Origin of the sequence: Mangrovicoccus sp. HB161399, assembly GCF_013184745.1 — a bacterium.
GTDB lineage: Bacteria > Pseudomonadota > Alphaproteobacteria > Rhodobacterales > Rhodobacteraceae > Mangrovicoccus.
This window is the reverse complement of record NZ_JAATVU010000087.1, coordinates 1-21,210: the sequence shown is the minus strand read 5'-3', so window position 1 is coordinate 21,210 and position 21,210 is coordinate 1. Positions and strand designations below refer to the sequence as shown.

Genomic DNA, 21,210 nt, shown 5'->3' with positions numbered 1-21,210 from the left:
CGGGGCAAGGCCGAGACCGGCGTGGACTTCATCTCGGTCGGCCGCATCACCCAGTCGGCGCCCTGCGTCGATATCGGCCTCGACGAGGCCTGATCCGCGCTCCTGCAGCGCCATGCATCCAGCGCAGGACGGCACTGCACAGGCGGTTGTTGTGCTGCGTCGCGGCAAGGCCTATCTAGGCTTCATGGCACGGCAACGCGCCAGAGAGTTTCCTGGGGTTCCTCCTCCTCCCTGAACCCCGGAATTCTGCGGCGGTCCCCTCCTCCTCCCTGGGACCGCCGCCTCCCTCTCTCTCCCTTCCAGTACCCTCCGCGACACTGCGCCGGAAATCCGCATGGATTGGCTCACCCGGCAGGCCCGTACGGCACCGCATTTCGAGCAGCGCTTTACGGTCATGAAATCCATAAAAGCGCCGCCTCCTGAATAGCCCCATCATGTCCGATAACAACCAAGCCCAGAGCCTGCCACCCCGCGAGCACGGTCCGGCAGGCAGGATGGCCCGACCCGCAGACCTGCGGACCGGAGCGCAGCGGCAGCCGGGTCGGGCCCCGGTCCGCCTGCCGCCGGTCCCGGAGATCGCCTCAGCCGGTGCTCTGCAGCCCCGAGGCGATGCCGTTGATCGAGATCTTCAGCGCGTCCTGCAGCACTTCGCTTTCCGGGTCCTTGCGGATCCGCGCGAGCAAATCGATCTGGCCGAAATGCAGCGGATCGAGATAGGCCTTGCGCAGCATGAAATCCGGATCGGTGTCCTTCGGGCAGGTGCCGGTGATGGCCTCCGCCATTTCCATCGACAGCGCCCATTCCTCGCGGATCAGCCCGAAGATCCGGTCCTTCAGTCCCTTGTCCTCGACGAGCTCGGCATAGGCTCCGGCGATCTCGATATCGGCCTTGGCCAGCACCATGGTCACGCTGTCGACGAGGCTGCGGAAGGTCGTCCAGCTGCGGTACATCTCCTCGAGCTGCGCCATCGATCCGCCCTTCTCGCGGACCGCCGTGCCGAAGCCGAACCAGCCCGGCAGGTTGTGCCGGGTCTGCGCCCAGGAGAACACCCAGGGGATCGCCCGGAGATCCGACAGCTTGTCGAGCGTCGAGCGCGAGACCGGCCGCGAGCCCATGTTCAGCGAGGCGATATGGTCGATCACCGTCGCCTCGCGGAAATAGGTCAGGAACCGCTCGCCCGTGGTCAGCGAGCGGTAGCGCTGGAACGCCGCCTCGGACATCGCCTCCATGACATTGACGAAATGCGTGGCCGGCCGGGCGAACTCGCCGGCTGCCTCGGCCTCGGCCAGGCCCTGGCCCAGCTCGCAGAAGCGCATGATCGCCTGGTCCGTCGTCTCGTAGCGCTTGGAGATCACCTCGCCCTGTTCGGTCAGGCGGAAGCCGCGGGCCAGCTTGCCGCGCGGCTGGGCGAGGATCGCGTCGCGGGTCGCGCCGCCGCCCCGGCCAACGGAACCGCCGCGGCCGTGGAAGAAGGCGACCCCCTGCCCCACGCCCTCGAACAGCTCGGTCAGGGCGGCCTCGGCCTTCCAGACCTCCCAGCGCGCGGTGACGATGCCGCCGTCCTTGTTGCTGTCGGAATAGCCCAGCATGATCTCGGCGCGGGTCGCCTTCATCGCCGCGGCATAGGCCGGGACGGCATAGAGCGCCTGCATGATCGGCACCGAGACGCGCAAGTCCTCGATGGTCTCGAAAAGCGGCACCGGCAGGATCGGCTCCGCCACGTCCTCGCCGAAGCAGCCATGCAGCCGCAGGAGCCAGGAGATTTCCAGGATGTCGGCAACGCTCTCGGTATTCGAGACGATCGAATAGCGCACCAGTCCGGCGCCCAGCCGCCTCCGCGCGGCGGCGACGGTGGCGAAGATGCCGAGTTCGCGCTGCGCCTCTTCCGACAGGCCCGAGGCATCGAATTCAGGCACCGGCTTCAGCAGCAGGTCCGACAGGAAGGCGGCGCGCGCCGCCTCGTCCATGTCCGGATAGCCCTCGGTGATGCCGGAGGCGGTCAGGATCTCGGCGACGGTGCGCTCGTGGATGCGCGAATTCTGCCGAAGGTCGATGGTGAAGAAATGGAAGCCCACCATCTTCACCGTGGCGCGCAGCTCGGCCAGCCGTCCCTCGGCAATGACGGCGGCCTGCGACGCCTCCAGCGAGCTTGCCAGCGTCTCGAGATCGGCGATGAAGGCCTCGGCGCCGGGATAGGCATGCTCGCCGCCGGTCTCTGTCTGCTCCAGCCGGGCGCGGATATGGTAGATCGCGCGCCGGAAAGGTTCGCCCTCGCGGTAGGGGTCGCTCAGCATCGGCTCCTTGGCCAGCAGCCCCTGCAGCTCCGGCGAGAGGTCGACGAAACGGTCGGAGACCGGCAGTTCCATCGCCAGCAGGTGCAGCTCCATCCGGTAGTAGCCGAAGAGCGCGCTCTGCTGCTGCGTGACGGCGTAATCGAAGACGTCCTTGGTCACGAACGGGTTGCCGTCGCGGTCGCCGCCTATCCAGGTGCCCAAGCTGAACATCGGCTTCGGCTTTGCCGGGTCGCCGCCGAAGAACCGCTCCACCTCGGTCTGCACGGCCATCATGGCGGGCAGAATCGAGCGTGACGCGACCGAGACACCGTTGACGATCTCGTTCTGCACGCGGAGCTTCTCGCGCCGGGCCAGTTCGGTCAGCCATACGGTCAGCACCTCGCGCTTCAGCGCCCGGCGGTCCTTGATCGATCCATCGCGGCCCATCAGCCCGGCAATGCGGCCCTCGATGTCGATGACGCTCTGGCGGCGGATCTCGGTCGGGTGAGCGGTCAGCACGATGCCGACCGACAGCCGTTCCCGCATTTTCGGATCGAGCTTGGCAAGCGCCCTGTCCAGCGACTCCCGCGCGCCGCTGGAATCGCCGTTGACGACCCCCTGCGCAATGTTGGCGAGATGCAGGAAGAGCGTGAAGGCGCGCAGAACCTTGCCGATTTCTTCCGGGTCGCTCTCGCCGATCAGGTTCCTCAGCTCGGCGCGCAGCTCCACGAGGCCGGAGCGGTAATGGCTGATCGACCGGCGGCGCAGCGTTTCGACCAGCGAGAAGGTCCGGTCGCCCTCCTGTTCGCGGATGATCTCGCCCAGGAGATCCCCGAGATCGGAGACGAGCGTGTTCAGTGACTGCGCGGCAGAGACGTTTTCCATGTCGGGCCCTCGTTAAGCATTGACCATCCCCGCTCGTGCACCGGCGGGGCTCCTCCGGAGGGATGCTTCCACCCTCCAGCGGCCATGTTAGCGCCCAAAGCTGCGTCTGGAATGCGGCATCTGCCCCCGGGTCAGGGCGTCTCGCGCGCGAGACGCGTCACGCGTCCCGCAGGGTTTCCGCCACCCGCGCGACCAGCTCTTCGAGCGCCGCCGCATCCGATGCCCCGACGCCGTCGAGCTTCAGCGTGACCTTGCCGTCCTTTGCGCTCGCCCGGATGCGCAGCCCGCTGCCCGTCCAGTCCGCGGCCAGCACCGGTGCAGGCACCGCCTTCTCCGCGCCGAAGGGTCCCTTGCCGGCGACGAAGGCTTCGAGCAGCGCCAGCTCCTCCGACGGGTCGGCAAACTTGGTGTCGCGGTCCGACAGGAAGGCCGCCAGCTCGCGCTCCCGCCCGTCCTTCACCGCCTGCGCCAGACGCGCGCCGAGCCGTTCGCCGATGGCCTCCGGGTAGTCCAGGTAGGGGCCGAACACATTGTGGATCACGGTGAAGTTGCGGATCTTGTAGCGCCGGTTCCGGCTGGAACTCGGGAAGAGCGCCAGGATCGCGTCATCGACAGTCCCGCAGACACCCTGTTCGGCTGCGAGACAGCAGATCCGGCCGCGCTCGTAGAAGCTGACATCCTGGCGGATCTCGTTTTCCTCGATCATCGCCACCATGTCTTCGAGCGTCGCCCGCCGCGCGCGGATCAGCGCACGGACCTCGGCAAAGCGCGGATCTCCGGTTTCCTCGAACAGCTCGCGCAGAACGCTGATCCGGCGGTAGCCGCTGATCAGCCGCCACTTGCCGTCCGACCGGTCGCGCGGACCGAGCTCCACCGGAACCTGCTGGCCGCGCGCGGCGATGGAGGCCTTGAGTTCCTCCCAGGCCTCGCCCTCGCGGTCGAGCATCCGTCGGTCGCGGGCCAGCGCATGCAGGTCGATCTGCTCCAGCGGCACCAGCTCCACCACGCGCCCATCCTCGCGGGCCTCGGCAAGGGCCGTGCCGTCCTCGCGCAGCCCGGCATTCTCGCGGCGCAGCCGCAGGAGTTCCTCCTCGACATTGGAAGCTGCAGAGCCGGCCATCTTGCCGATCGGAGGCGCTTTTCCCAGCGCCAGCTCGCGGCGCTCGGCGGCTGTTTTCTCCGCCCCTTCGCGGATGTCCCGGATGGAGTCGCGGTCGATCGATCCCAGGCGCTTGCGGCTCATTCTGCGGCCTCCCGTGCTTCGGCTTCGACGCGGTCGCGTTCCCAGCAGCCGATCAGCAGCTTCTTGAACTCGTGGTAGCAGCGGTCGAATGTCTCGCGCCCGCGACGGTAGGTGTCCCGGTTGAAGTCGGTGTGGCTGGCCTCGTAGATGCCCGAGACCCGCTCGCCGGCCTGTCCGACCAGCGCAGTGAATTCCTGCCGGTGCTGGGCGACGAAATCGTCGAGATAGACCTGGATGACATTGGCCAGCTCGGCCTGCTGGGCATCGTCGTACCGCGTCAGCAGGACCTGCACCGCATCCCAGGAAAATTTCGGCGCGTTTTCCGAGATCCGCGCCATGCTGTCCTCGATCGACGCGAAGGTCGTGTAGAGCATGTCGAAGAAGCGGCCCGTTGAGTCGAACTCGATGAAGCTGGCCCCGACCGGGATCAGCAGGATGTCGGCCGCCGAAAGCGCGTTGATCGTCAGGTAGCCGAGGGCAGGGGGCGTGTCGATCAGGATGATGTCGTAGTCTTCCAGCAGCCGCTCGTCGCGCAGGAAGCCTTCGAGCGCATCCCAGAACTGCCAGCTGCGGTGCGTCTGCATCCAGACAGGCACCTGGAATTCGGCCCAGTAGAGGTTGAGCTGCGCCGGCAAGATGTCGATGGTCGGCCAGTGGGTGCCGAAGATCACGTCGTCGGCGGTCACCTTCGCGGCGTCCCGCACGTCCTCGTCCAGCTCCCGGCTGTCATAGTCGTCAATCCCCATGGAGGCGGCGACATGGCGGGCGCGGTGGCGGGCGATCAGCGCATAGGCGGTCTGGGCCTCGTCTTCGGCCAGCGTTCCGAACATGGTCGACATGCTGGCCTGGCTGTCGAGATCGACCACCAGCACCCGGTAGCCGTCCAGCGCCGCGGCCATCGCCAGATGGGCGCCAGTGGTCGTCTTGGCCACGCCGCCCTTGAAGTTGCAGACCGAGACGATCTTGGCGGGGCTGTTCTTCGGGCGGTAGGGACGGTAGCCCTTGCCCTGCTGGCCCTCATGTTCGAGGAAGGCGCGGATCGAGTTGACCTCGTCCAGCGTGAACATCTTGGCCCCGCCCGGCTTCTCCGAAATGCCTTGCGGCAGGTCCGGGTTGGCCTTGAGCACGCGGCGGAAATGCTGGGCAGAGACCGGGATCATGTAGGTGGTGATTTCCCAGATCCCGAAGAGCCTTAGCTGTTTGGCTCCGTCGGGCTTGTAGCCGCGGCGGGCCAGGTCGTCGCGGGCACGCATGCAGATCTCGGCCGCGACGGTGAACCGGTCGGTCGTCACGCGCGCGGGCACGTCTTCCAGCGCTTCCGCAGGGTCGATATGCTGCAGAGAAATGGACGGGGTTTGACTGCTCATTTCCGTTCCGCCTCGATGTTCCTGTTTTGGCTGGTTGTCCGGCATAACCGCGAACACAGCTCTTGCACCGACTCATACCGCATGCCGGAGCGCCTGTCACGCGCGCGAGACGCCCTTCAAACGCTCCCCAGATCCTCCGAAACTTAGAAGGAGCGGCATCAAAGTATGAATCTCTTTGGAGAGTTTTAGAGTCTTTGCGGCTTCAATAGTTGATGTTTAACAATAACTTGAATGGAAAGTCCCACCATTCTGCGGGACGACTCCGACCCGTCTGCGTGACCGTGCATACCCGTTTGCGTGGCGAAAGCGACCCGTCTGCGTGATGAAAGATACCCCTCCGCGTGACCGCGGAAATTCGCGGTCCGGAGAGGTCATTTTCGACTCGCGGAGCCCGGAATGGGCCGTTATAAGGCCCGAATTCCCCGGCTGGGACGACTCGGATCCCCGAAACATACCCATTTGCGTGTCGATGCCTTCCGGTAATCGACCCGTTTGCGTGTGCATGTCCCCAGGGTTTCCCACAAGACCGACCCATGGTGCTTGACACGCGGGTCGGTATGGGAAAATTCTGGGCCAACCCAGAACACCGAGTCGAGCAGTGACCGAATTCCGCCAGATCACCGAGCGCGAGAGCCTGCGCAAACACGTGGCCGCGATCCATATCGGCGGCAAGCTCACGCTGTTGCAGCGCAAGCTGTCGAATTGCCTGCTGCTGCATGCCTATGACGAGCTGACCACCAAGTCCTCGCACAGGATCGATGCCGAGACGCTGTGCGCCATGTCGGGCTACGCGTCGCGCGACCGCGACACGCTGAAGGCGGCGCTGCGGGCGCTGGCCGAAACCACCGCGGAGTGGAACATGCTGGGCGATGACGGCGAGGAGGAATGGGGCGTTTCCTCGCTGATCTCCTACGCCAAGCTCGCCGGCGGGGTCTGCGAATACGCCTATGCCGCGCCGCTGGCGGCGAAGCTCTACGATCCGTCGGTCTTCTCGATGATCAACATGCGCATCCAGCGCAACTTCACCTCCGGCCATGCGCTGGCGCTCTACGAGAATTGCTTCCGCTTCGTGCGCACCGGCTCGACCGGCTGGTGGGAGATAGACGTCTTCCGCCGCCTGATGGGCGTGGATGACAGCGCCTATTACGAGGATTTCTCCAAGCTCAACGCCAAGATCGTCAAGCCGGCCGTGAAGGAGGTGAACGCGGTTTCCGACATCTCCCTGGTGGCGGAGACCAAGCGCGAGAGCCGCAAGGTGAAGTTCATCCGCTTTCTGATCACGCGCAACGGGCAGGAGACGCTGTTCGATCTCGGCGACGACGATGCGGTGCGCAAGTCGGCGGCCTTCCGGCGGCTGGTGGAGAACGGCGTCTCGGCACGGCTGGCGCAGCGCTGGATCGCCGAGCATGGCGAGACCTACGTTTCCGAGAAGCTGGACTTCGTGGAGGAAGAGCGGCGCAAGGGCAGGGTGCGCAAGACCCCGGCGGGCTATCTGACCGCGGCAATCAACGGCGACTACCGCCGGGCGGAGGCAGCGGAGCCTGCCGCTGCGGCCGCGGTCCCGCCCGCGCCGCCGTCCGAGCCGAGCCAGGCGGAGCTGGAGGCGGCACGGCGGGACCGGGAGCAGGCGGAGGAGGGGCGCTGGCGCCGGGCCTGTCTCGAGGCGATCGAGGCCAACCTGGAAAAGCGCAGCTCCGTCAGCCGCAAGGCGATCCGCGACCGCTTCGAGCTGGGGCTCGATGACGAGTTCGAGAAGGGCCAGTTCCGCCGCTACGGCTGGCAGGCCCGCGGGGTCTTTCCCAAGGTCCATGCCTTCTGGACCGGACTGATCCCCGAAGGCCTGCCCGCACGCGGCGAGTGACTCCGCGTCTCGCGCGCGAGACGGCGCAATTTGCGATCACGATGGAGTGATTGCGCCATCCCCCGACATCTGGTCCCGGCGACAGGGCAGGGGGTGGCATGCCACCTGATGGCACGAGGTCCGGCCCCGGCCGGACAGTTGCCAGAATGGGAGGCACATCTTGCTCAATGTCATATCCCGGCCGCTTGTGCGGCTGATGGACCGGTACCTGCCGGACCCATATCTTTTCGTCCTGATACTGACCGTCGTCGTCGCGGTCGCCGCCATGGGGGTGGAGGCACAGTCGCCCCTGGCCGTGGTGCGCATGTGGGGCGACGGCTTCTGGTCGCTGCTGCAGTTCTCCATGCAGATGCTGCTGGTTCTGGTCACCGGCTACATGATGGCCTCGACGCCGCTGGTGCGCCGAGCGCTGTCGCATCTCGCCGGCATGGCGGCAAGCCCCGGCGCTGCGATCCTGATGGTCAGCTATGTCTCGCTGGTGGCCAGCTGGCTCAACTGGGGCTTCGGCCTCGTGGTCGGCGCGCTCTTCGCCAAGGAGATCGCCCGCACGGTCCGCGTCGACTACCGGCTGCTGGTGGCCTCCGCCTATTCCGGCTTCCTGATCTGGCATGGCGGGCTTGCCGGGTCGATCCCGCTCGCCATTGCCACCGAGGGGCACACGTTCGCGGACCAGATCGGCGTGATCCCGACCTCGCAGACGATCTTCTCCTTCTTCAATCTCGCCATCGTCGTGGTGTTGCTGATCGTCGTGCCGCTCGTGAACCGTGCGATGATGCCGCCCGAGAGCGAGAGCGTCTATGTCGATCCGGCGCTGCTTGGGGAGACGGAGCCCGCGGGCGGCATTGCCGACACGCCGTCCGAGCGGATGATGGACTCCAAGATCCTGCCGATCGTCGTCGGCGTGTCCGGGCTGGCCTATCTGGTCGACTACTTCATCCGCTCCGGCACGCTGACGCTCAACATCGTCAACTTCCTCTTCCTGATGGTTGCCATCGTGCTGCACGGCAGCGCGCGGAACCTGCTGGCGAGCCTGTCGGAAGGCGTGAAGGGCGGGGCGGGGATCGTGATCCAGTTCCCGTTCTATGCGGGCATCATGGCGATCATGGTGAAGTCCGGGCTGGCGGCGACGATCTCGGATGCTCTGGTATCGCTGGCCTCGCCGGCGAGCCTGCCCTTCTGGTCCTTCATCAGCGCGGGGGTCGTGAACTTCTTCGTGCCCTCGGGCGGCGGGCAATGGGCGGTCCAGGCGCCGGTGATCCTGCCGGCCGCGCAGGCGCTCGGCGTCGATCCGGCGCGGGCAGCGATGTCGATCGCCTGGGGCGATGCCTGGACAAACATGGTGCAGCCCTTCTGGGCGCTGCCGATCCTCGGGATCGCGGGGCTGAGGGCCAAGGACATCATGGGGTTCTGCACGCTGCACCTGATCCTGTCGGGCATCGTGATCGCGGTCGGGCTGACCTGGCTCTGAGGAAGCGGGGAGGGGGCTGCCCCCTCCCCGGCCCCTCCCCCGGGCCGCTGTCAGGCGCGGGACATCAATGCGCCGGCGCGCGCCTTGTGGAGCGCCGTCGCCAGCGCGCCGGCCACCACGGCCTTGAGGATGTCGCCCGGAATGAAGGGCAGCGCATAGCCGGTGGCGACGGCCAGCGACTTGTCGAGCACGACCGCCATGCCGATGATGCCGGGAATGTAGAGCACGACCACCCCGCCGAGGAAGGCCGCAAGGGCGCCGGCCGCGAAGACCGGCAGGCGGCGGGTGCGCTCCATCACGAAGCCTGCGGCCCAGGCGGCGGCGATCCAGCCCAGCAGGAAGCCGACGGTAGGCCCGGCGAAGACGCCGATGCCGCCGCGCCCGCCCGCCAGCAGCGGCAGGCCGAGCGCCACCATCAGCACGACGAGACCGGCGGCCATCGCGCCGCGCCGCGCGCCGAGGATGACGCCCGAGAGCATCACGCCCAGGCTCTGCGCCGAGATCGGCACGCCCGAGATCAGGGTGACGGAGGGAATTAGCCCGAGCGCCGCGATCAGCGCGGCGAAGAGGGCGATCATGATGAGGTCGCGATCCATTGGGGTCCTCGTTGTTTGGGGTCAGTCGGGAATGCCGCCGCGGGCCTTCACCGCGTCGGCAATGTGGTCTGCGTCGTCGAGGGCGGTCAGGCAGAGCGGCAGCACGATCTGCCAGCCGGGCCTGCGGCGGCGGGCGCGGGCGCGCCAGGCGAGGCCCAGCTGCCGTCCGCGGTCGAGCAGGGTCGGTGTCAGCCGCAGCACCAGCCCGATGGCGAAGGCGATGCGGCCGGGCTTCACGCCGAAGACGCGCAGCGGCGCGAGGAGGCGCGCCATCACGGCGATCATCGCCTCGAGCCGCGTCGTCATGGTGACGAGGTTGGCCAGCGCCACGGTCGAGAGCAGCCGCCCTCCCAGCAGCATGCCGTTGCCCCAATCCTGCGTGAAGCCGTGCCAGACGGTCAGCAGCAGGAGGAACGGCCAGAGCGGGCGCAGCGCGCGCAGCCCCTGCCGGGCGAAGCGCAGGCCGCAGGCGAGATAGAGCAGGGCAGCCAGGATGACGGGCAGGGCCATCAGGGCAGGCGAGGGGATGGCGAAGATCGCGACCGAGGCGGCGGCCAGCAGGGCCAGCTTCGCCCCGGCCGGAACGCGGTGGAAGGGCGTCGGGATTTCAGAGGTCAGCGAAAGCATCCGTGCCCTCCGCCGTCATCGCCGCCAGGTAGTCCGGGATCACCGCGCCGGGCGGCCCGTCACCCCGCACCCGCCCGTCGTCGATCCAGAGCGCGCGGTCGTATCCGGCGATGACCTGCGGGTCATGGGTGATCTGCACCAGCGTGCCGGGATAGTCCTCCAGCACCCGGCGCAGCGCCCGCTCGGTCGGGATGTCGAGGCCGGAGAAGGGCTCGTCGAGGATCAGCACGGCGGGCTCCATTGCCAGAAGGGAGATCACGCAGAGCAGGTGCTTCTGTCCCTGGCTCAGAGCCGCGGTGCTGCGTTCCGCCCAGGACGCCCGGCCGAAGCGGGCCAGCGCCTCCCGGGCCAGCCGCGTGGCCTCCGCCTTGGAGTGGCCCATCTGCGCAAGGCCGAAGCGGACCTCCTCCAGCCCGGTGGGGAAGATGATCTGGTGCTCGGGGTTCTGGAACAGGATGCCCACGGCCCGCAGGGCCGCCTTGCGGTTCTTCCGGATATCGTCCCCGCCGATGGTGATGCTGCCCTCGATCGTGTCGATCAGCCCGGCCATGGCGCGGGCCAGCGTCGACTTGCCCGATCCGTTGCGGCCGAGAATGCCGATGCGGCGCTCCTGCAGAACAAGATCGAGCCCGGTCAGGACCTCGCGGTCCCCCAGGCGGCAAGTCAGGCCGCGTATCGCGATGGCTGGCGTATCCGTTCCCCTCACGGCAGCCGTAGGGGCGGCAAATCAAGGTGAATGTCAAGCGCGCCTTGGCAGCGGACCCACCTTGGTCGGAGCCTCCCCGCGGGTTTGCCGCGGGGAGGGCAGGGGTCAGGCCTTCAGGTCGAAGCGGTCGGCTTCCATGACCTTGGTCCAGGCGGCGGCGAAATCGGCGACGAATTTCGCGCCGTTGTCGTCCTGGGCGTAGAGCTCGGCATAGCCGCGCAGGATCGAGTTCGAGCCGAAGACCAGGTCGGCGCGGGTCGCGGTGAACTTCACCTCGCCGGTCATGCGGTCGCGGATCTCGTAGGTGCCGCCCTCGGCCGGAACCCACTTGAACGCCATGTCGGTCAGGTTCGCGAAGAAGTCCTGGCTGAGCGCGCCGGGCTTCGAGGTGAAGACGCCATGGGACGAGCCGCCGTAGTTGGCGCCCATGACCCGCATGCCGCCGGCGAGCACGGTCATCTCCTTGGCGGAAAGACCCAGCAGCTGCGCGCGGTCCAGCATCATCTCCTCGGGGCTGACCACGTAGTCGGTCTTGAGGAAGTTGCGGAATCCGTCGGCCAGCGGCTCGAGCACGTCGAAGCTCGCTGCGTCGGTCATCTCGTCGGTCGCGTCGCCGCGGCCCGGAGAGAAGGGCAGCTCCAGCGGGTAGCCCGCTTCCTTCGCAGCCATCTCGACGCCGAGATTGCCGGCCAGCACGATCGTGTCGGCAATCGAGGCACCGGCCTCTGCAGCGATCGGCTCCAGCACCGACAGGACGCGGGCGAGGCGCTCGGGCTCGTTGCCTTCCCAGTCCTTCTGCGGCGCGAGGCGGATGCGCGCTCCGTTGGCGCCGCCGCGCATGTCCGAGCCGCGATAGGTCCGTGCGCTGTCCCAGGCCGTGGCGACCATGTCCTGCAGGCTCAGGCCGGAGGCGGCGATCTTCGCCTTCAAGCCCGCGACGTCGTAGCCGGTCGGGCCTGCCGGAATCGGGTCCTGCCAGATGAGGTCTTCCTGCGGCACGTCGGGACCGACATAGCGCGCCTTCGGGCCCATGTCGCGGTGCGTCAGCTTGAACCAGGCGCGGGCGAAGGTGTCGGCGAAGTACTGCGGGTCGGCGATGAACTTCTGGCAGATCGCGTTGTAGACCGGGTCGACCTTCATGGCCATGTCGGCATCGGTCATGATCGGCATGGTCCTGATCGACGGGTCTTCCACATCGGCGGGCATGTCGGCCTCGGCGATGTCGACCGGCATCCACTGCCAGGCGCCCGCCGGCGACTTCTTCAGCTCCCACTCATGGCCGAAGAGCATGTCGAACCAGCCCATGTCCCACTGGGTCGGGTTGGAGGTCCAGGCGCCCTCGATGCCGGAAACGACCGTGTCGCGGCCGACGCCGCGGCCCTTGGTGTTCATCCAGCCGATGCCCTGGTATTCCGGGCCCGCCGCTTCGGGATCGGGGCTCAGGTCGGCCGCGTCGCCGTTGCCGTGGCACTTGCCGATGGTGTGCCCGCCGGCGGTCAGCGCCGCGGTCTCCTCGTCATCCATCGCCATCCGGGCGAAGGTCTCGCGCACCTGGGCGGCGGTCTTCATCGGGTCGGGCTGGCCGTTGACGCCCTCGGGGTTCACATAGATCAGGCCCATCTGCACGGCGGCCAGCGGGTTTTCCATGGTCTCCGGCTTGCCGACATCGTCGTAGCGGCCGTCGGAGGGGGCCAGCCATTCCTTCTCGGCGCCCCAGTAGGTGTCCTTCTCCGGATGCCAGATGTCCTCGCGGCCGAAGGCGAAGCCGAAGGTCTTGAGCCCGGCGACCTCGTAGGCGACGGTGCCCGACAGGATCATCAGGTCGGCCCAGCTGATCTTGTTGCCGTATTTCTTCTTGATCGGCCACAGCAGGCGGCGGCCCTTGTCGGTGTTGACGTTGTCCGGCCAGCTGTTGAGCGGCGCGAAGCGCTGGTTGCCGGTGCCGCCGCCGCCGCGGCCGTCGGCCAGGCGGTAGGAGCCGGCCGCATGCCATGCGACGCGGGCGAACATCCCGACATAGGAGCCCCAGTCGGCCGGCCACCATTCCTGGCTCGTCGTGATCAGCTCGCGCAGGTCGGCCTTCAGCGCCTCGACGTCCAGATCCTTCAGCGCCTCGCGGTAGGAGAAGCCTTCGCCCATCGGGTTCGTCTTGGTGTCGTGCTGGTGCAGGATGTCCAGGTTGAGGGCATTCGGCCACCAGTCCATGACCGAAGTGCCGCTGGCCGTGTTGGAGCCATGCATGACGGGGCATTTCCCCGTCATCTTAATGTCGTTTCCGTCCATGATGTCCTCCTGGAGGTGCTGGCTGAAAGGTGCAGGGAAGGGATCGCGCGGGGCGCGGATCCTGACCGGATCCGCGCCCCGCGGCGGTGTACCTCCCCCCGTTTGACTGCAGCCTAGCGAAGCGCGGCGCGGGAATCACATCGTAAATTCTGAACAGGTCGATCAGGTCTTCTTATCGACTTTCAAAATGGCCATCAGGAATTCATGTTAAAGTTGAACGGCTCTCCTTGGCGGTCCGGACCCGTCCGTCAGCGCGGCGCCTGCGGGCCGGGGACTGGCGGCAGGTCGAGCGCCCTGAGCCGGTCCGAGATCAGCGCTGCCATCTCGGCGACTTTCGGATCGTTCAGCGCTTCGGCCACGACATAGATTCCCAGCGGCCAGGCGCGCTCGCGCTCGCCCGCGGCCAGATCCACCTTCACGACGCGCTGCCGCTCCAGATAGGGCTCCAGCAGGACGCTGTGCGTCAGAACTGCGTCGGCCGCGTGGAGGAAGTCCAGGCAGACGGCCAGCGAGTTCGAGGTGAAGGCATGGCCGAAGCTGCCCTGCGGCAGTTCCGGCAAGGTCTCGGCATCCTGGGCCTGCAGCTTGTCCAGCCGCGATTCCGACGGGACGGCGACCACGCTGGGCCAGGCGAAGATCTCGGCAAGGGTCCGCGGCGCGCCCAGCAGCGGATGGCCCTCGCGCACGTAGTAGCCGTCCTGCGACATGCCCATCGGCAGGAATTCGACCGCGTTGGCATGGGCGAAGCCGGGGATCTGGTTGCCGATGAACAGCGAGATGTCCCCTGCGAGAAGCTGTGCCATGCAGCGCAGCGCCGAGCCCAGGCTGACATGGATCGGCGCATGGGGATGGGCGCGGAACTGCTCCAGCACGATGTCTTTCAGGAACAGGTCCCAAGAGGAATAGCCCGAGCCGATGCTGATGCCGTGCTCGGCCCGCACCCGCTGGCGCTCGATCTTGTCGAGCGCGTTGCCGTAGAGCCGCCGCATGATCATCGCGTTCTCGAACAGCGTCTCGCCCGCCTCGGTCAGCCGCACCCCGCGCGAGGTCCGCTCGAACAGCACGACGCTCAGGGACTGCTCCAGCTTGCGCATGCTGTAGCTGAGCGCCGGCTGCGACACGGCCAGGGTTTCCGCCGCCGCGAGAAAGGACCCCGCCTCGGCGATTGCCAGGAACTGTTCCAGCGCCTTGTCCATATGCTTCTCCGTCATGCTATAAACGTCATTTATATCGTGCGCGAAAAATTGTATTTTATAAATAGAAAACCTATTGCTAACGTTCGGGCAGGCGCCGCGGAAGCGGGACGCCGGGGCGTTGCGAGGCGGAGGACCGGACCGGCGCCCGGGATAGAATCGTCCAGGGAGGAAACCGGATGACGAACGCGATGATCGGCCGGCGGCAGCTGCTCGCCGGGGGGATGGGGCTTGCCCTGGCGACAGGCCTGGCACCCATGGCGCAGGCGGCGGGAACGCCGATCCGCATGGTGTGGTGGGGCAACGAGGAACGCGCCCGCCGCACGACCGAGGCGATCAAGGGCTTCGAGGCCGCCAATGACGATTCCGTTGCGGTTGCCACCGAATACATGGGCTGGGACGACTACTGGACCCGGCTGGCCACGCAGGTCGCGGGCGGCAACGCGCCCGACCTGATCCAGATGGATTACCGCTATCTCTTCGAATACGCCGGCCGCGGCACGCTGCTGCCGCTCGACGAGTACCTGGGCGGGGCGCTGAAAATCTCGGATTTCGGCCAGGCCAATCTCGACTCCTGCTCGGTGGACGGCAAGCTCTACGGCGCCAATGTCGGCGTCAACGCCTTCGGCATGCTCATCGACAAGGCCGCCTGGGACGAGGCCGGGGTCGAGGCGCCGGGCTTCGGCACCAGCTGGGACGAGTTCGCGGAGAAATGTGCTGCCTTCAAGGACGGAACGCCGCGCCGCCGCTTCCACGCCACCGCCGACACGAGCGGGCAGGGCAACAGCTTCGAGGTCTGGCTGAAGCAGCGCGGCAAGGGGCTTTACTCCGAGGACGGCACGCTCGGCTACGACGCGGATGACGCGGGCGCGTGGTTCGACTACTGGGCAAAGCTGCGCGCGGCCAAGGGCTGCGTTCCGGCCGACGTCCAGGCGCAGTTCAAGAACTCGCTGGAGACCTCGCCGATCACGCTGGGCACGGCGGCGACCGACTATGCCTTCTCCAACCAGTTCGTGGGCTACCAGGCGGTCAACAAGGCCTCGCTCGACATGGCCGCGCTGCCGGTGCTGCCGGAAGGCGCGCCTGGGCATTACCTGAAGCCGTCGCAGATGTTCGTGGTCTCGGCCAAGTCGAAGGCGCCCGAAGCCGCCGTGAGCCTTGCCAATTTCCTCGTGCGCGATCCGCGCGGCGCGCTGATCCTCGGCCTCGACCGCGGCGTGCCGGCATCCCCCGAGATCCGCGACGCGCTCCTGCCCGAACTCGACGAGGCGCAGAAGAAATCGGTCAGCTACATCTCGGCGCTGTCGGATTATGCGGGGGATCTGCCGCCGCCGCCGCCGAAGGGCGCGGGCGAGATCTATTCGATCCTCACCAAGGTCAGCCAGGAAGTCGGCTTCGGCATGGTCAACCCGGCGGAGGGCGGACGGAAGCTGGTCGACGAGGCGTCGTCCAGCCTGACGAGGTGATCCGGTGACGATGGAAACCGCATCCACCGGTTGGGAGGAGGAGCAGCGCTCCGCCTCCCGCTTCGCCGAAGGGCTCCGGCGCAACCTGCCGGGCTACCTGTTCCTGTCGCCCTGGCTGATCGGCTTCTTCTGCCTGACGCTGGGCCCCGCGCTCGGCTCGCTGTATCTCAGCTTCACCGATTACGACCTGCTCTCGGCGCCGCGCTTCGCGGGCGTGTCGAACTACGTCCACATGGCGACCGCCGACCCGAATTTCGGCGCCGCCATGAAGGTGACCTTCCTCTATGTCGCGCTCTCGGTGCCGCTGAAGCTCGCCTTCGCGCTCGGCGTCGCGATGATGCTGAACCGCGGGCTGCGCGGCCTGCCCGTCTACCGCGCGATCTTCTACCTGCCGTCTCTTCTGGGCGCCTCGGTCGCCATCGCCGTTCTGTGGCGCCAGCTCTTTGCCGCCGACGGGCTGGTCAACGAGATCCTCTGGACCTTCGGCATCGAGGGGCCGAGCTGGATTTCCAACCCGCATACCTCGCTCTACACGCTGGTGATCCTGTCGGTCTGGCAGTTCGGCTCGCCGATGATCATCTTCCTCGCCGGGCTGCGGCAGATCCCCACCGACATGTACGAGGCGGCCAGCATCGACGGCGCGTCGAAACGGCGCCAGTTCTTCCGCATCACCCTGCCGCTGCTGACCCCGGTGATCTTCTTCAACCTGGTGATCCAGACGATCGACGCCTTCAAGGCGTTCACGCCTGCCTTCATCGTTTCGGGCGGCTCCGGCGGGCCGGTGAATTCCACGCTCTTCTACACGCTCTATCTCTACCAGGAGGCCTTCGGCCATTTCCGCATGGGCTATGCCTCGGCGCTGGCCTGGGTGCTGGTCGCGATCATTGCCGCCTTCACCGCGGTCTCCTTCCTGACCACGAAATACTGGGTGCATTACGATGACTGATGCCGCCGCCCATGCCATGCCGGGCCAGGCCCCGGCCCATCCGATGCTCCGCTCGGGGATCAGCCATGCGGTTCTGATGGCCGTGTCCTTCGTGATGCTCTATCCGATCCTGTGGATGCTGGCGGGGTCCCTGCGTCCCGCCGACGACCTCTTCGGCGGCAATACCAGCCTCATCCCGTCGCAGGTCACCGTGCAGGCCTACAAGGACGGCTGGTTCGGGCTGCAGGTCAGCTTCGGCAAGTTCTTCCTGAACTCGCTGATCATCGCGACGCTCGCCACCATCGGCAACGTGCTTGCCGCCTCGCTTGCCGCCTTCGCCTTCACCCGGCTGAAGTTCCGCGGCCGCGCCATCTGGTTCGCGCTGATGCTGGGCACGCTGATGCTGCCCTACCATGTCACGTTGATCCCCCAGTACATCCTGTTCCTGAAGCTCGGCTGGGTGAATACGTGGCTGCCGCTGATCCTGCCGAAATACTTCGCGGTCGACGCCTTCTTCATCTTCCTGATGGTGCAGTTCTTCCGCGGCATCCCGCGCGAGCTGGACGAGGCGGCGATGATGGATGGCTGCAGTCCCTGGCGGATCTACACCCGCATCATGCTGCCCCTGTCGCTGCCGGTGCTGGCGACCGCCGCGATCTTCTCCTTCATCTGGACCTGGGAGGATTTCTTCGGCCCGCTCATCTACATCAGCGATACCGGGCTTTACACGGTGCAGCTCGCGCTGCGCTCCTTCATCGACAGCTCCGGCTCGACCAACTGGAACGCGCTCTTCGCCATGTCGGTCCTGTCGCTGATCCCGATCTTCCTGATCTTCCTCTTCTTCCAGCGCCTGCTGATCGAGGGCATCGCCACCACCGGCATGAAGCGCTGAGACACAAGGAGACTTGCCATGACCACCCCAATCCGCCTGCGCAATGTCGTCAAGCGCTATGGCCAGCTCGCCGTGATCCCGGGGCTCGACCTCGACATCGAGCCCGGGCAGTTCACCGTCTTCGTCGGCCCCTCGGGCTGCGGGAAATCCACGCTCCTGCGGATGATCGCCGGGCTCGAGACCATCTCGGACGGCGACCTGATGATCGGGGGGCAGCGCATGAACGACACGCCGGCCTCGAAGCGCGGCATTGCCATGGTCTTCCAGAGCTACGCTCTCTACCCGCACATGACCGTCCGCAAGAACCTGGCTTTCGGGCTGGAGACGATGCGGATGAAGCGCGCCGAGATTGACCGGCGGGTTACTGCGGCTGCCGAGACGCTGCAGATCACCCAGCTGCTCGACCGCCGCCCCAAGGCGCTGTCGGGCGGACAGCGCCAGCGGGTCGCCATCGGCCGCTCCATCGTGCGCGACCCAGACATCTTCCTCTTTGACGAGCCGCTCAGCAACCTCGATGCCGAACTGCGGGTGCAGATGCGCGTGGAGATCTCGAAGCTGCATGAACGCCTGGGCAACACGATGATCTATGTCACCCACGACCAGGTCGAGGCGATGACCATGGCCGACCGGATCGTCGTGCTGAAGGCGGGGCAGGTGATGCAGGCGGGCACGCCGCTGGAGCTCTACAACAACCCGGCAAACCGCTTCGTCGCGGGCTTCATCGGCTCGCCGAAGATGAACTTCCTCGATGCCACCGCGTCCGAGGCGGGTCTCGACGTCGCGGGCCAGAGCCTCGGCGGCATCCCCGCGCGCCCGGCCCCGGGCAAGCTCACCTTCGGCATCCGTCCCGAGCATGTCGAGGTCGGCGGCGAGGGCGGCGCCTCCCTGGGCGAGGCGCGGGTCGAGCTGGTGGAGCATCTCGGCGGCACCACCGTGCTCTATGCGGTGACCCGGTCGGGCGAGGCGCTGAACGTGGTCGCCCCCGGCCAGCAGGTCATCCGCACCGGCGACGTGCTGCCGCTGCGGCTCGACCCGGCCAACGCCCATGTCTTCGCCGAGGACGGCACCGCGCTCAAGCGCACGGCCTGAAACGGCACGACCCCCCGCGGACCGGATCTTCCTCCCCGGTCCGCAAGCGGCGACCCCGGAGCCCTCACTCCGCGCCGCGAAGCTGCCCGCGTCCATGCTCCCGGACGCGGGCGGACAGATCCCATTTGACCGGCCGGGGCGTGTCTGGCCCCGGTCCCTGCGAGCGAGAGACAGTGATGAAATATGCAATCGTCGGGACCGGCTCCCGCCACGCGATGTTCCGCAGCGCCGTTGCCGAGACCTATGCGGACCGCAACGACCTTGTCGGGCTCTGCGACCTGAACGAGCGGCGCCTGGCGCTCTCGGCCTCGCAGGTGCCCGATCCGGGCGGCAACGGCATCGCCACCTATGCGGCCGCGGAGTTCCCGAAGATGCTGGCCGAGCAGAAGCCCGACACGGTGATCGTCACCGTTCCCGACGACCTGCATCACGATTACATCGTGGCGGCGATGCGCGCGGGCTGCGACGTGATCACGGAAAAGCCGATGACCATCGACCTGTCGAAGCTGAAGGCGATCCTCGACGCGCAGCGCGACACCGGCCGGCAGGTGACGGTGACCTTCAACTACCGCTACACCCCGGCGCGGACGCAGATAAAGGAACTGCTGATGTCGGGCGCGATCGGCGAGATCACCGCGATCGACTTCCGCTGGCATCTCGACCGGGTGCATGGCGCCGACTATTTCCGCCGCTGGCACCGCTACAAGGACCGCTCCGGCGGGCTTCTGGTGCACAAGTCCACCCACCATTTCGACCTGGTGAACTGGTGGCTCGGCTCCACCCCCGAGACGGTCAGCGCCCATGGCGCGCGGCACATGTACCGCCCCGAAACCGGCGATGCGATGGGGCTAAGCCCGCGAGGCCCGCGCTGCCATTCCTGCCCCTCGGCCGCGAAATGCCAGTTCCGGATGGATCTGGAGGCAGACGAGAAGCTGCGCACGATGTATCTAGATGCCGAGGAGGATGACGGCTACCTGCGCGACCGCTGCGTCTTCGATCCGGACATCACCATCGAGGATACGATGCAGGTCCATGCCCGCTATGGCTCGGGGGCGCTGCTGAACTACACGCTGACCGCCTATTCGCCTTGGGAGGGGCTCGACATCACCTTCCAGGGCACGGAGGGCGAGCTGACCCATCGCCATGTCGAGGTGCATGGCGTCTTCGGCGGCCAGCGCGAGAAGGCGGAGGGGCGCGAGTCGATGACCACCGTGCTGCACCGCGCGGGCGAGGCGCCGCAGGTTCTGGATGTCTGGCAGGGCGACGGCGACCATGGCGGAGCCGATCCGGTGATGCTGGGCTATCTCTTCGACCCGGAGGCCGCGCCCGATCCCTATGGCCGCGGCTCCAGCCATGTCGACGGCGCCTGGTCGATCCTGACCGGCATCGCGGCCAATGTCTCGATCGAGCGGGGGCAGGCGGTCGCGGTCGGCGGCCTCCTGGCCGAGCATGGCATCACGCTGCCCTGCTGATCCGGGCGGGCCCGGATCAGAGCAGGTCTGTCCGGGCCTCCAGCGCGGCGAGATCGACGCCGGCCACCCAGAGTTCGGCACCGTCAGCGAAGGCGAAATGCACGTCGCTTCCCTGCTGGACAGCCTGCCCGAGCAGGGAGGCGAGGCTCTCGCCGCTGCTTGCCAGATGCAGCCGGTCTTCGGAGGCGTCGAAATCGGCGATCACGTCGCGCGCCCCGGCATTGGCGGCCAGATCGAAGACGAAGTCGTCGGCGCCGAGATCGCCCTGCATCGTGTCGTTTCCGGCGCCGCCTTCGAGCCAGTCATTGCCGCTCCCGCCGGACAGCATGTCTTCGCCGTCCCCGCCGTCCAGATGGTCGGCCTGGGACCCGCCGAGCAGGCGGTCGTCGCCCTTTCCGCCCTCCAGCAGGTCGCTGCCGTCTGAACCCTTCAGGCGGGGCGCTGTTGCGCAACTCGGCGGACCGCCGAAACTCCCCCTTCTCCGGAGACACTTGTCCCATGCCCATCGTGGCCGGGATGGCGAGGACGGCGACGCGGTCCAGGAACGGGCGGCAAGCGCCATTGGTCCGGGCGCATCCGCGAATGCGCGGATCTGGACCCCGGCCACCTGGCGGCCGAAGGCGAGGCATCGTGCCGCCATCGGTCCGGGGCCGATGCCGAACGGACATCAGCCGCTGGCCGGGCAGCTTCACGCAGGTCATCCTATCGCCGGGGAACAGGGCCCCCGGAGCTCTTCCCGATCCGGCTCATGTCCCGACCTTGCTGCGCCGCCGATGCCCGCTCCAGGTCCGCACAGGGCATGGCCCTCGTGCCGCGTGGTCCGCCCGCCGATCGCCGGGAACCGCGCCTCCTGCACGGCATGCG

At 67.2% G+C, this 21,210-nt stretch carries 16 protein-coding genes; 7 read left to right on the top strand and 9 right to left on the bottom strand.

All coding sequences use genetic code 11. The features are described 5' to 3' along the window. Positions 1–581 precede the first annotated feature (581 nt). From HCC78_RS27700 to HCC78_RS27690, 3 genes are all read right to left on the bottom strand, one after another. A complete protein-coding gene (locus HCC78_RS27700) occupies positions 582–3,158 on the bottom strand; it encodes a phosphoenolpyruvate carboxylase (RefSeq protein WP_172332009.1) in 2,577 nt (858 codons plus the stop codon). 157 nt (positions 3,159–3,315) lie between these two features. Then, entirely contained in the window at positions 3,316–4,401 is a 1,086-nt protein-coding gene (locus HCC78_RS27695) for a ParB N-terminal domain-containing protein (RefSeq protein WP_172332008.1), read from the bottom strand. Further along, a complete protein-coding gene (locus HCC78_RS27690) occupies positions 4,398–5,768 on the bottom strand; it encodes an AAA family ATPase (protein WP_172332007.1) in 1,371 nt (456 codons plus the stop codon). Before HCC78_RS27690 ends, HCC78_RS27695 begins: the two co-directional genes overlap by 4 nt. A 598-nt stretch (positions 5,769–6,366) precedes the next feature. Between HCC78_RS27690 and HCC78_RS27685 the strand changes: the two genes are divergently transcribed. Together HCC78_RS27685 and HCC78_RS27680 are read left to right on the top strand one after the other, a co-directional pair. Continuing rightward, a complete protein-coding gene (locus HCC78_RS27685; protein ID WP_172332006.1) occupies positions 6,367–7,629 on the top strand; it encodes a RepB family plasmid replication initiator protein in 1,263 nt (420 codons plus the stop codon). A 160-nt stretch (positions 7,630–7,789) separates the two neighbouring features. Beyond that, the gene (locus tag HCC78_RS27680; protein ID WP_172332005.1) at positions 7,790–9,097 is read left to right on the top strand and encodes a short-chain fatty acid transporter; all 1,308 of its coding nucleotides are present in this window, start codon (positions 7,790–7,792) and stop codon (positions 9,095–9,097) included. 50 nt (positions 9,098–9,147) lie between these two features. Here the strand turns inward: HCC78_RS27680 and HCC78_RS27675 are convergent, their stop codons facing one another. The 5 genes from HCC78_RS27675 to HCC78_RS27655 form a co-directional block, all read right to left on the bottom strand. Then, the gene (locus HCC78_RS27675) at positions 9,148–9,693 is read right to left on the bottom strand and encodes a biotin transporter BioY (protein WP_172332004.1); all 546 of its coding nucleotides are present in this window, start codon (positions 9,691–9,693) and stop codon (positions 9,148–9,150) included. Between the two features lie 21 nt (positions 9,694–9,714). After that, entirely contained in the window at positions 9,715–10,320 is a 606-nt protein-coding gene (locus tag HCC78_RS27670; protein WP_172332003.1) for an energy-coupling factor transporter transmembrane component T, read from the bottom strand. Then, positions 10,301–11,026, bottom strand: coding sequence for an energy-coupling factor ABC transporter ATP-binding protein (locus HCC78_RS27665; RefSeq protein ID WP_371743946.1), 726 nt, complete (start codon positions 11,024–11,026; stop codon positions 10,301–10,303). Before HCC78_RS27665 ends, HCC78_RS27670 begins: the two co-directional genes overlap by 20 nt. 105 nt (positions 11,027–11,131) lie before the next feature. Then, positions 11,132–13,309 (bottom strand): catalase/peroxidase HPI, encoded by a 2,178-nt coding sequence (gene katG, locus HCC78_RS27660; RefSeq protein WP_172332002.1) that lies wholly within the window; start codon positions 13,307–13,309, stop codon positions 11,132–11,134. A gap of 248 nt (positions 13,310–13,557) precedes the next feature. Further along, positions 13,558–14,520 (bottom strand): LysR family transcriptional regulator, encoded by a 963-nt coding sequence (locus HCC78_RS27655; RefSeq protein WP_172332001.1) that lies wholly within the window; start codon positions 14,518–14,520, stop codon positions 13,558–13,560. Between the two features lie 161 nt (positions 14,521–14,681). Here HCC78_RS27655 and HCC78_RS27650 point away from each other — a divergent pair, with 161 nt between their 5' ends. The 5 genes from HCC78_RS27650 to HCC78_RS27630 all read left to right on the top strand — a co-directional run bounded on the left by HCC78_RS27650 (position 14,682) and on the right by HCC78_RS27630 (position 20,346). After that, the gene (locus tag HCC78_RS27650; protein WP_172332000.1) at positions 14,682–15,968 is read left to right on the top strand and encodes an ABC transporter substrate-binding protein; all 1,287 of its coding nucleotides are present in this window, start codon (positions 14,682–14,684) and stop codon (positions 15,966–15,968) included. 10 nt (positions 15,969–15,978) lie between these two features. After that, positions 15,979–16,914 (top strand): carbohydrate ABC transporter permease, encoded by a 936-nt coding sequence (locus HCC78_RS27645; RefSeq protein WP_172332010.1) that lies wholly within the window; start codon positions 15,979–15,981, stop codon positions 16,912–16,914. Then, on the top strand, positions 16,907–17,785 hold the full coding sequence (locus tag HCC78_RS27640) for a carbohydrate ABC transporter permease (RefSeq protein ID WP_172331999.1): 879 nt from the start codon (positions 16,907–16,909) through the stop codon (positions 17,783–17,785). Before HCC78_RS27645 ends, HCC78_RS27640 begins: the two co-directional genes overlap by 8 nt. Before the next feature lie 18 nt (positions 17,786–17,803). Further along, positions 17,804–18,874 carry an ABC transporter ATP-binding protein gene (locus HCC78_RS27635; protein WP_172331998.1) on the top strand — a complete coding sequence of 357 codons (1,071 nt, stop codon included), beginning with the start codon at positions 17,804–17,806 and terminating at the stop codon, positions 18,872–18,874. Between the two features lie 176 nt (positions 18,875–19,050). Next, positions 19,051–20,346 carry a Gfo/Idh/MocA family protein gene (locus tag HCC78_RS27630; RefSeq protein ID WP_172331997.1) on the top strand — a complete coding sequence of 432 codons (1,296 nt, stop codon included), beginning with the start codon at positions 19,051–19,053 and terminating at the stop codon, positions 20,344–20,346. Positions 20,347–20,362: 16 nt separating this feature from the next. Here HCC78_RS27630 and HCC78_RS34540 read toward each other — a convergent pair whose 3' ends face one another. Further along, entirely contained in the window at positions 20,363–20,908 is a 546-nt protein-coding gene (locus HCC78_RS34540) for a hypothetical protein (protein WP_256368361.1), read from the bottom strand. Positions 20,909–21,210: the final 302 nt, after the last annotated feature.

Bases quoted from the DNA above. Each gene is read 5' to 3' on its own strand.
- katG (WP_172332002.1), bottom strand. From the start codon at position 13,309: ATGGACGGAAACGACATTAAGATGACGGGGAAATGCCCCGTCATGCAT.
- HCC78_RS27675 (WP_172332004.1), bottom strand. From the start codon at position 9,693: ATGGATCGCGACCTCATCATGATCGCCCTCTTCGCCGCGCTGATCGCG.
- HCC78_RS27655 (WP_172332001.1), bottom strand. From the start codon at position 14,520: ATGACGGAGAAGCATATGGACAAGGCGCTGGAACAGTTCCTGGCAATC.
- HCC78_RS27695 (WP_172332008.1), bottom strand. From the start codon at position 4,401: ATGAGCCGCAAGCGCCTGGGATCGATCGACCGCGACTCCATCCGGGAC.
- HCC78_RS27640 (WP_172331999.1), top strand. From the start codon at position 16,907: ATGACTGATGCCGCCGCCCATGCCATGCCGGGCCAGGCCCCGGCCCAT.
- HCC78_RS34540 (WP_256368361.1), bottom strand. From the start codon at position 20,908: ATGGCGCTTGCCGCCCGTTCCTGGACCGCGTCGCCGTCCTCGCCATCC.
- HCC78_RS27700 (WP_172332009.1), bottom strand. From the start codon at position 3,158: ATGGAAAACGTCTCTGCCGCGCAGTCACTGAACACGCTCGTCTCCGAT.
- HCC78_RS27690 (WP_172332007.1), bottom strand. From the start codon at position 5,768: ATGAGCAGTCAAACCCCGTCCATTTCTCTGCAGCATATCGACCCTGCG.
- HCC78_RS27635 (WP_172331998.1), top strand. From the start codon at position 17,804: ATGACCACCCCAATCCGCCTGCGCAATGTCGTCAAGCGCTATGGCCAG.
- HCC78_RS27650 (WP_172332000.1), top strand. From the start codon at position 14,682: ATGACGAACGCGATGATCGGCCGGCGGCAGCTGCTCGCCGGGGGGATG.
- HCC78_RS27670 (WP_172332003.1), bottom strand. From the start codon at position 10,320: ATGCTTTCGCTGACCTCTGAAATCCCGACGCCCTTCCACCGCGTTCCG.
- HCC78_RS27630 (WP_172331997.1), top strand. From the start codon at position 19,051: ATGAAATATGCAATCGTCGGGACCGGCTCCCGCCACGCGATGTTCCGC.
- HCC78_RS27645 (WP_172332010.1), top strand. From the start codon at position 15,979: ATGGAAACCGCATCCACCGGTTGGGAGGAGGAGCAGCGCTCCGCCTCC.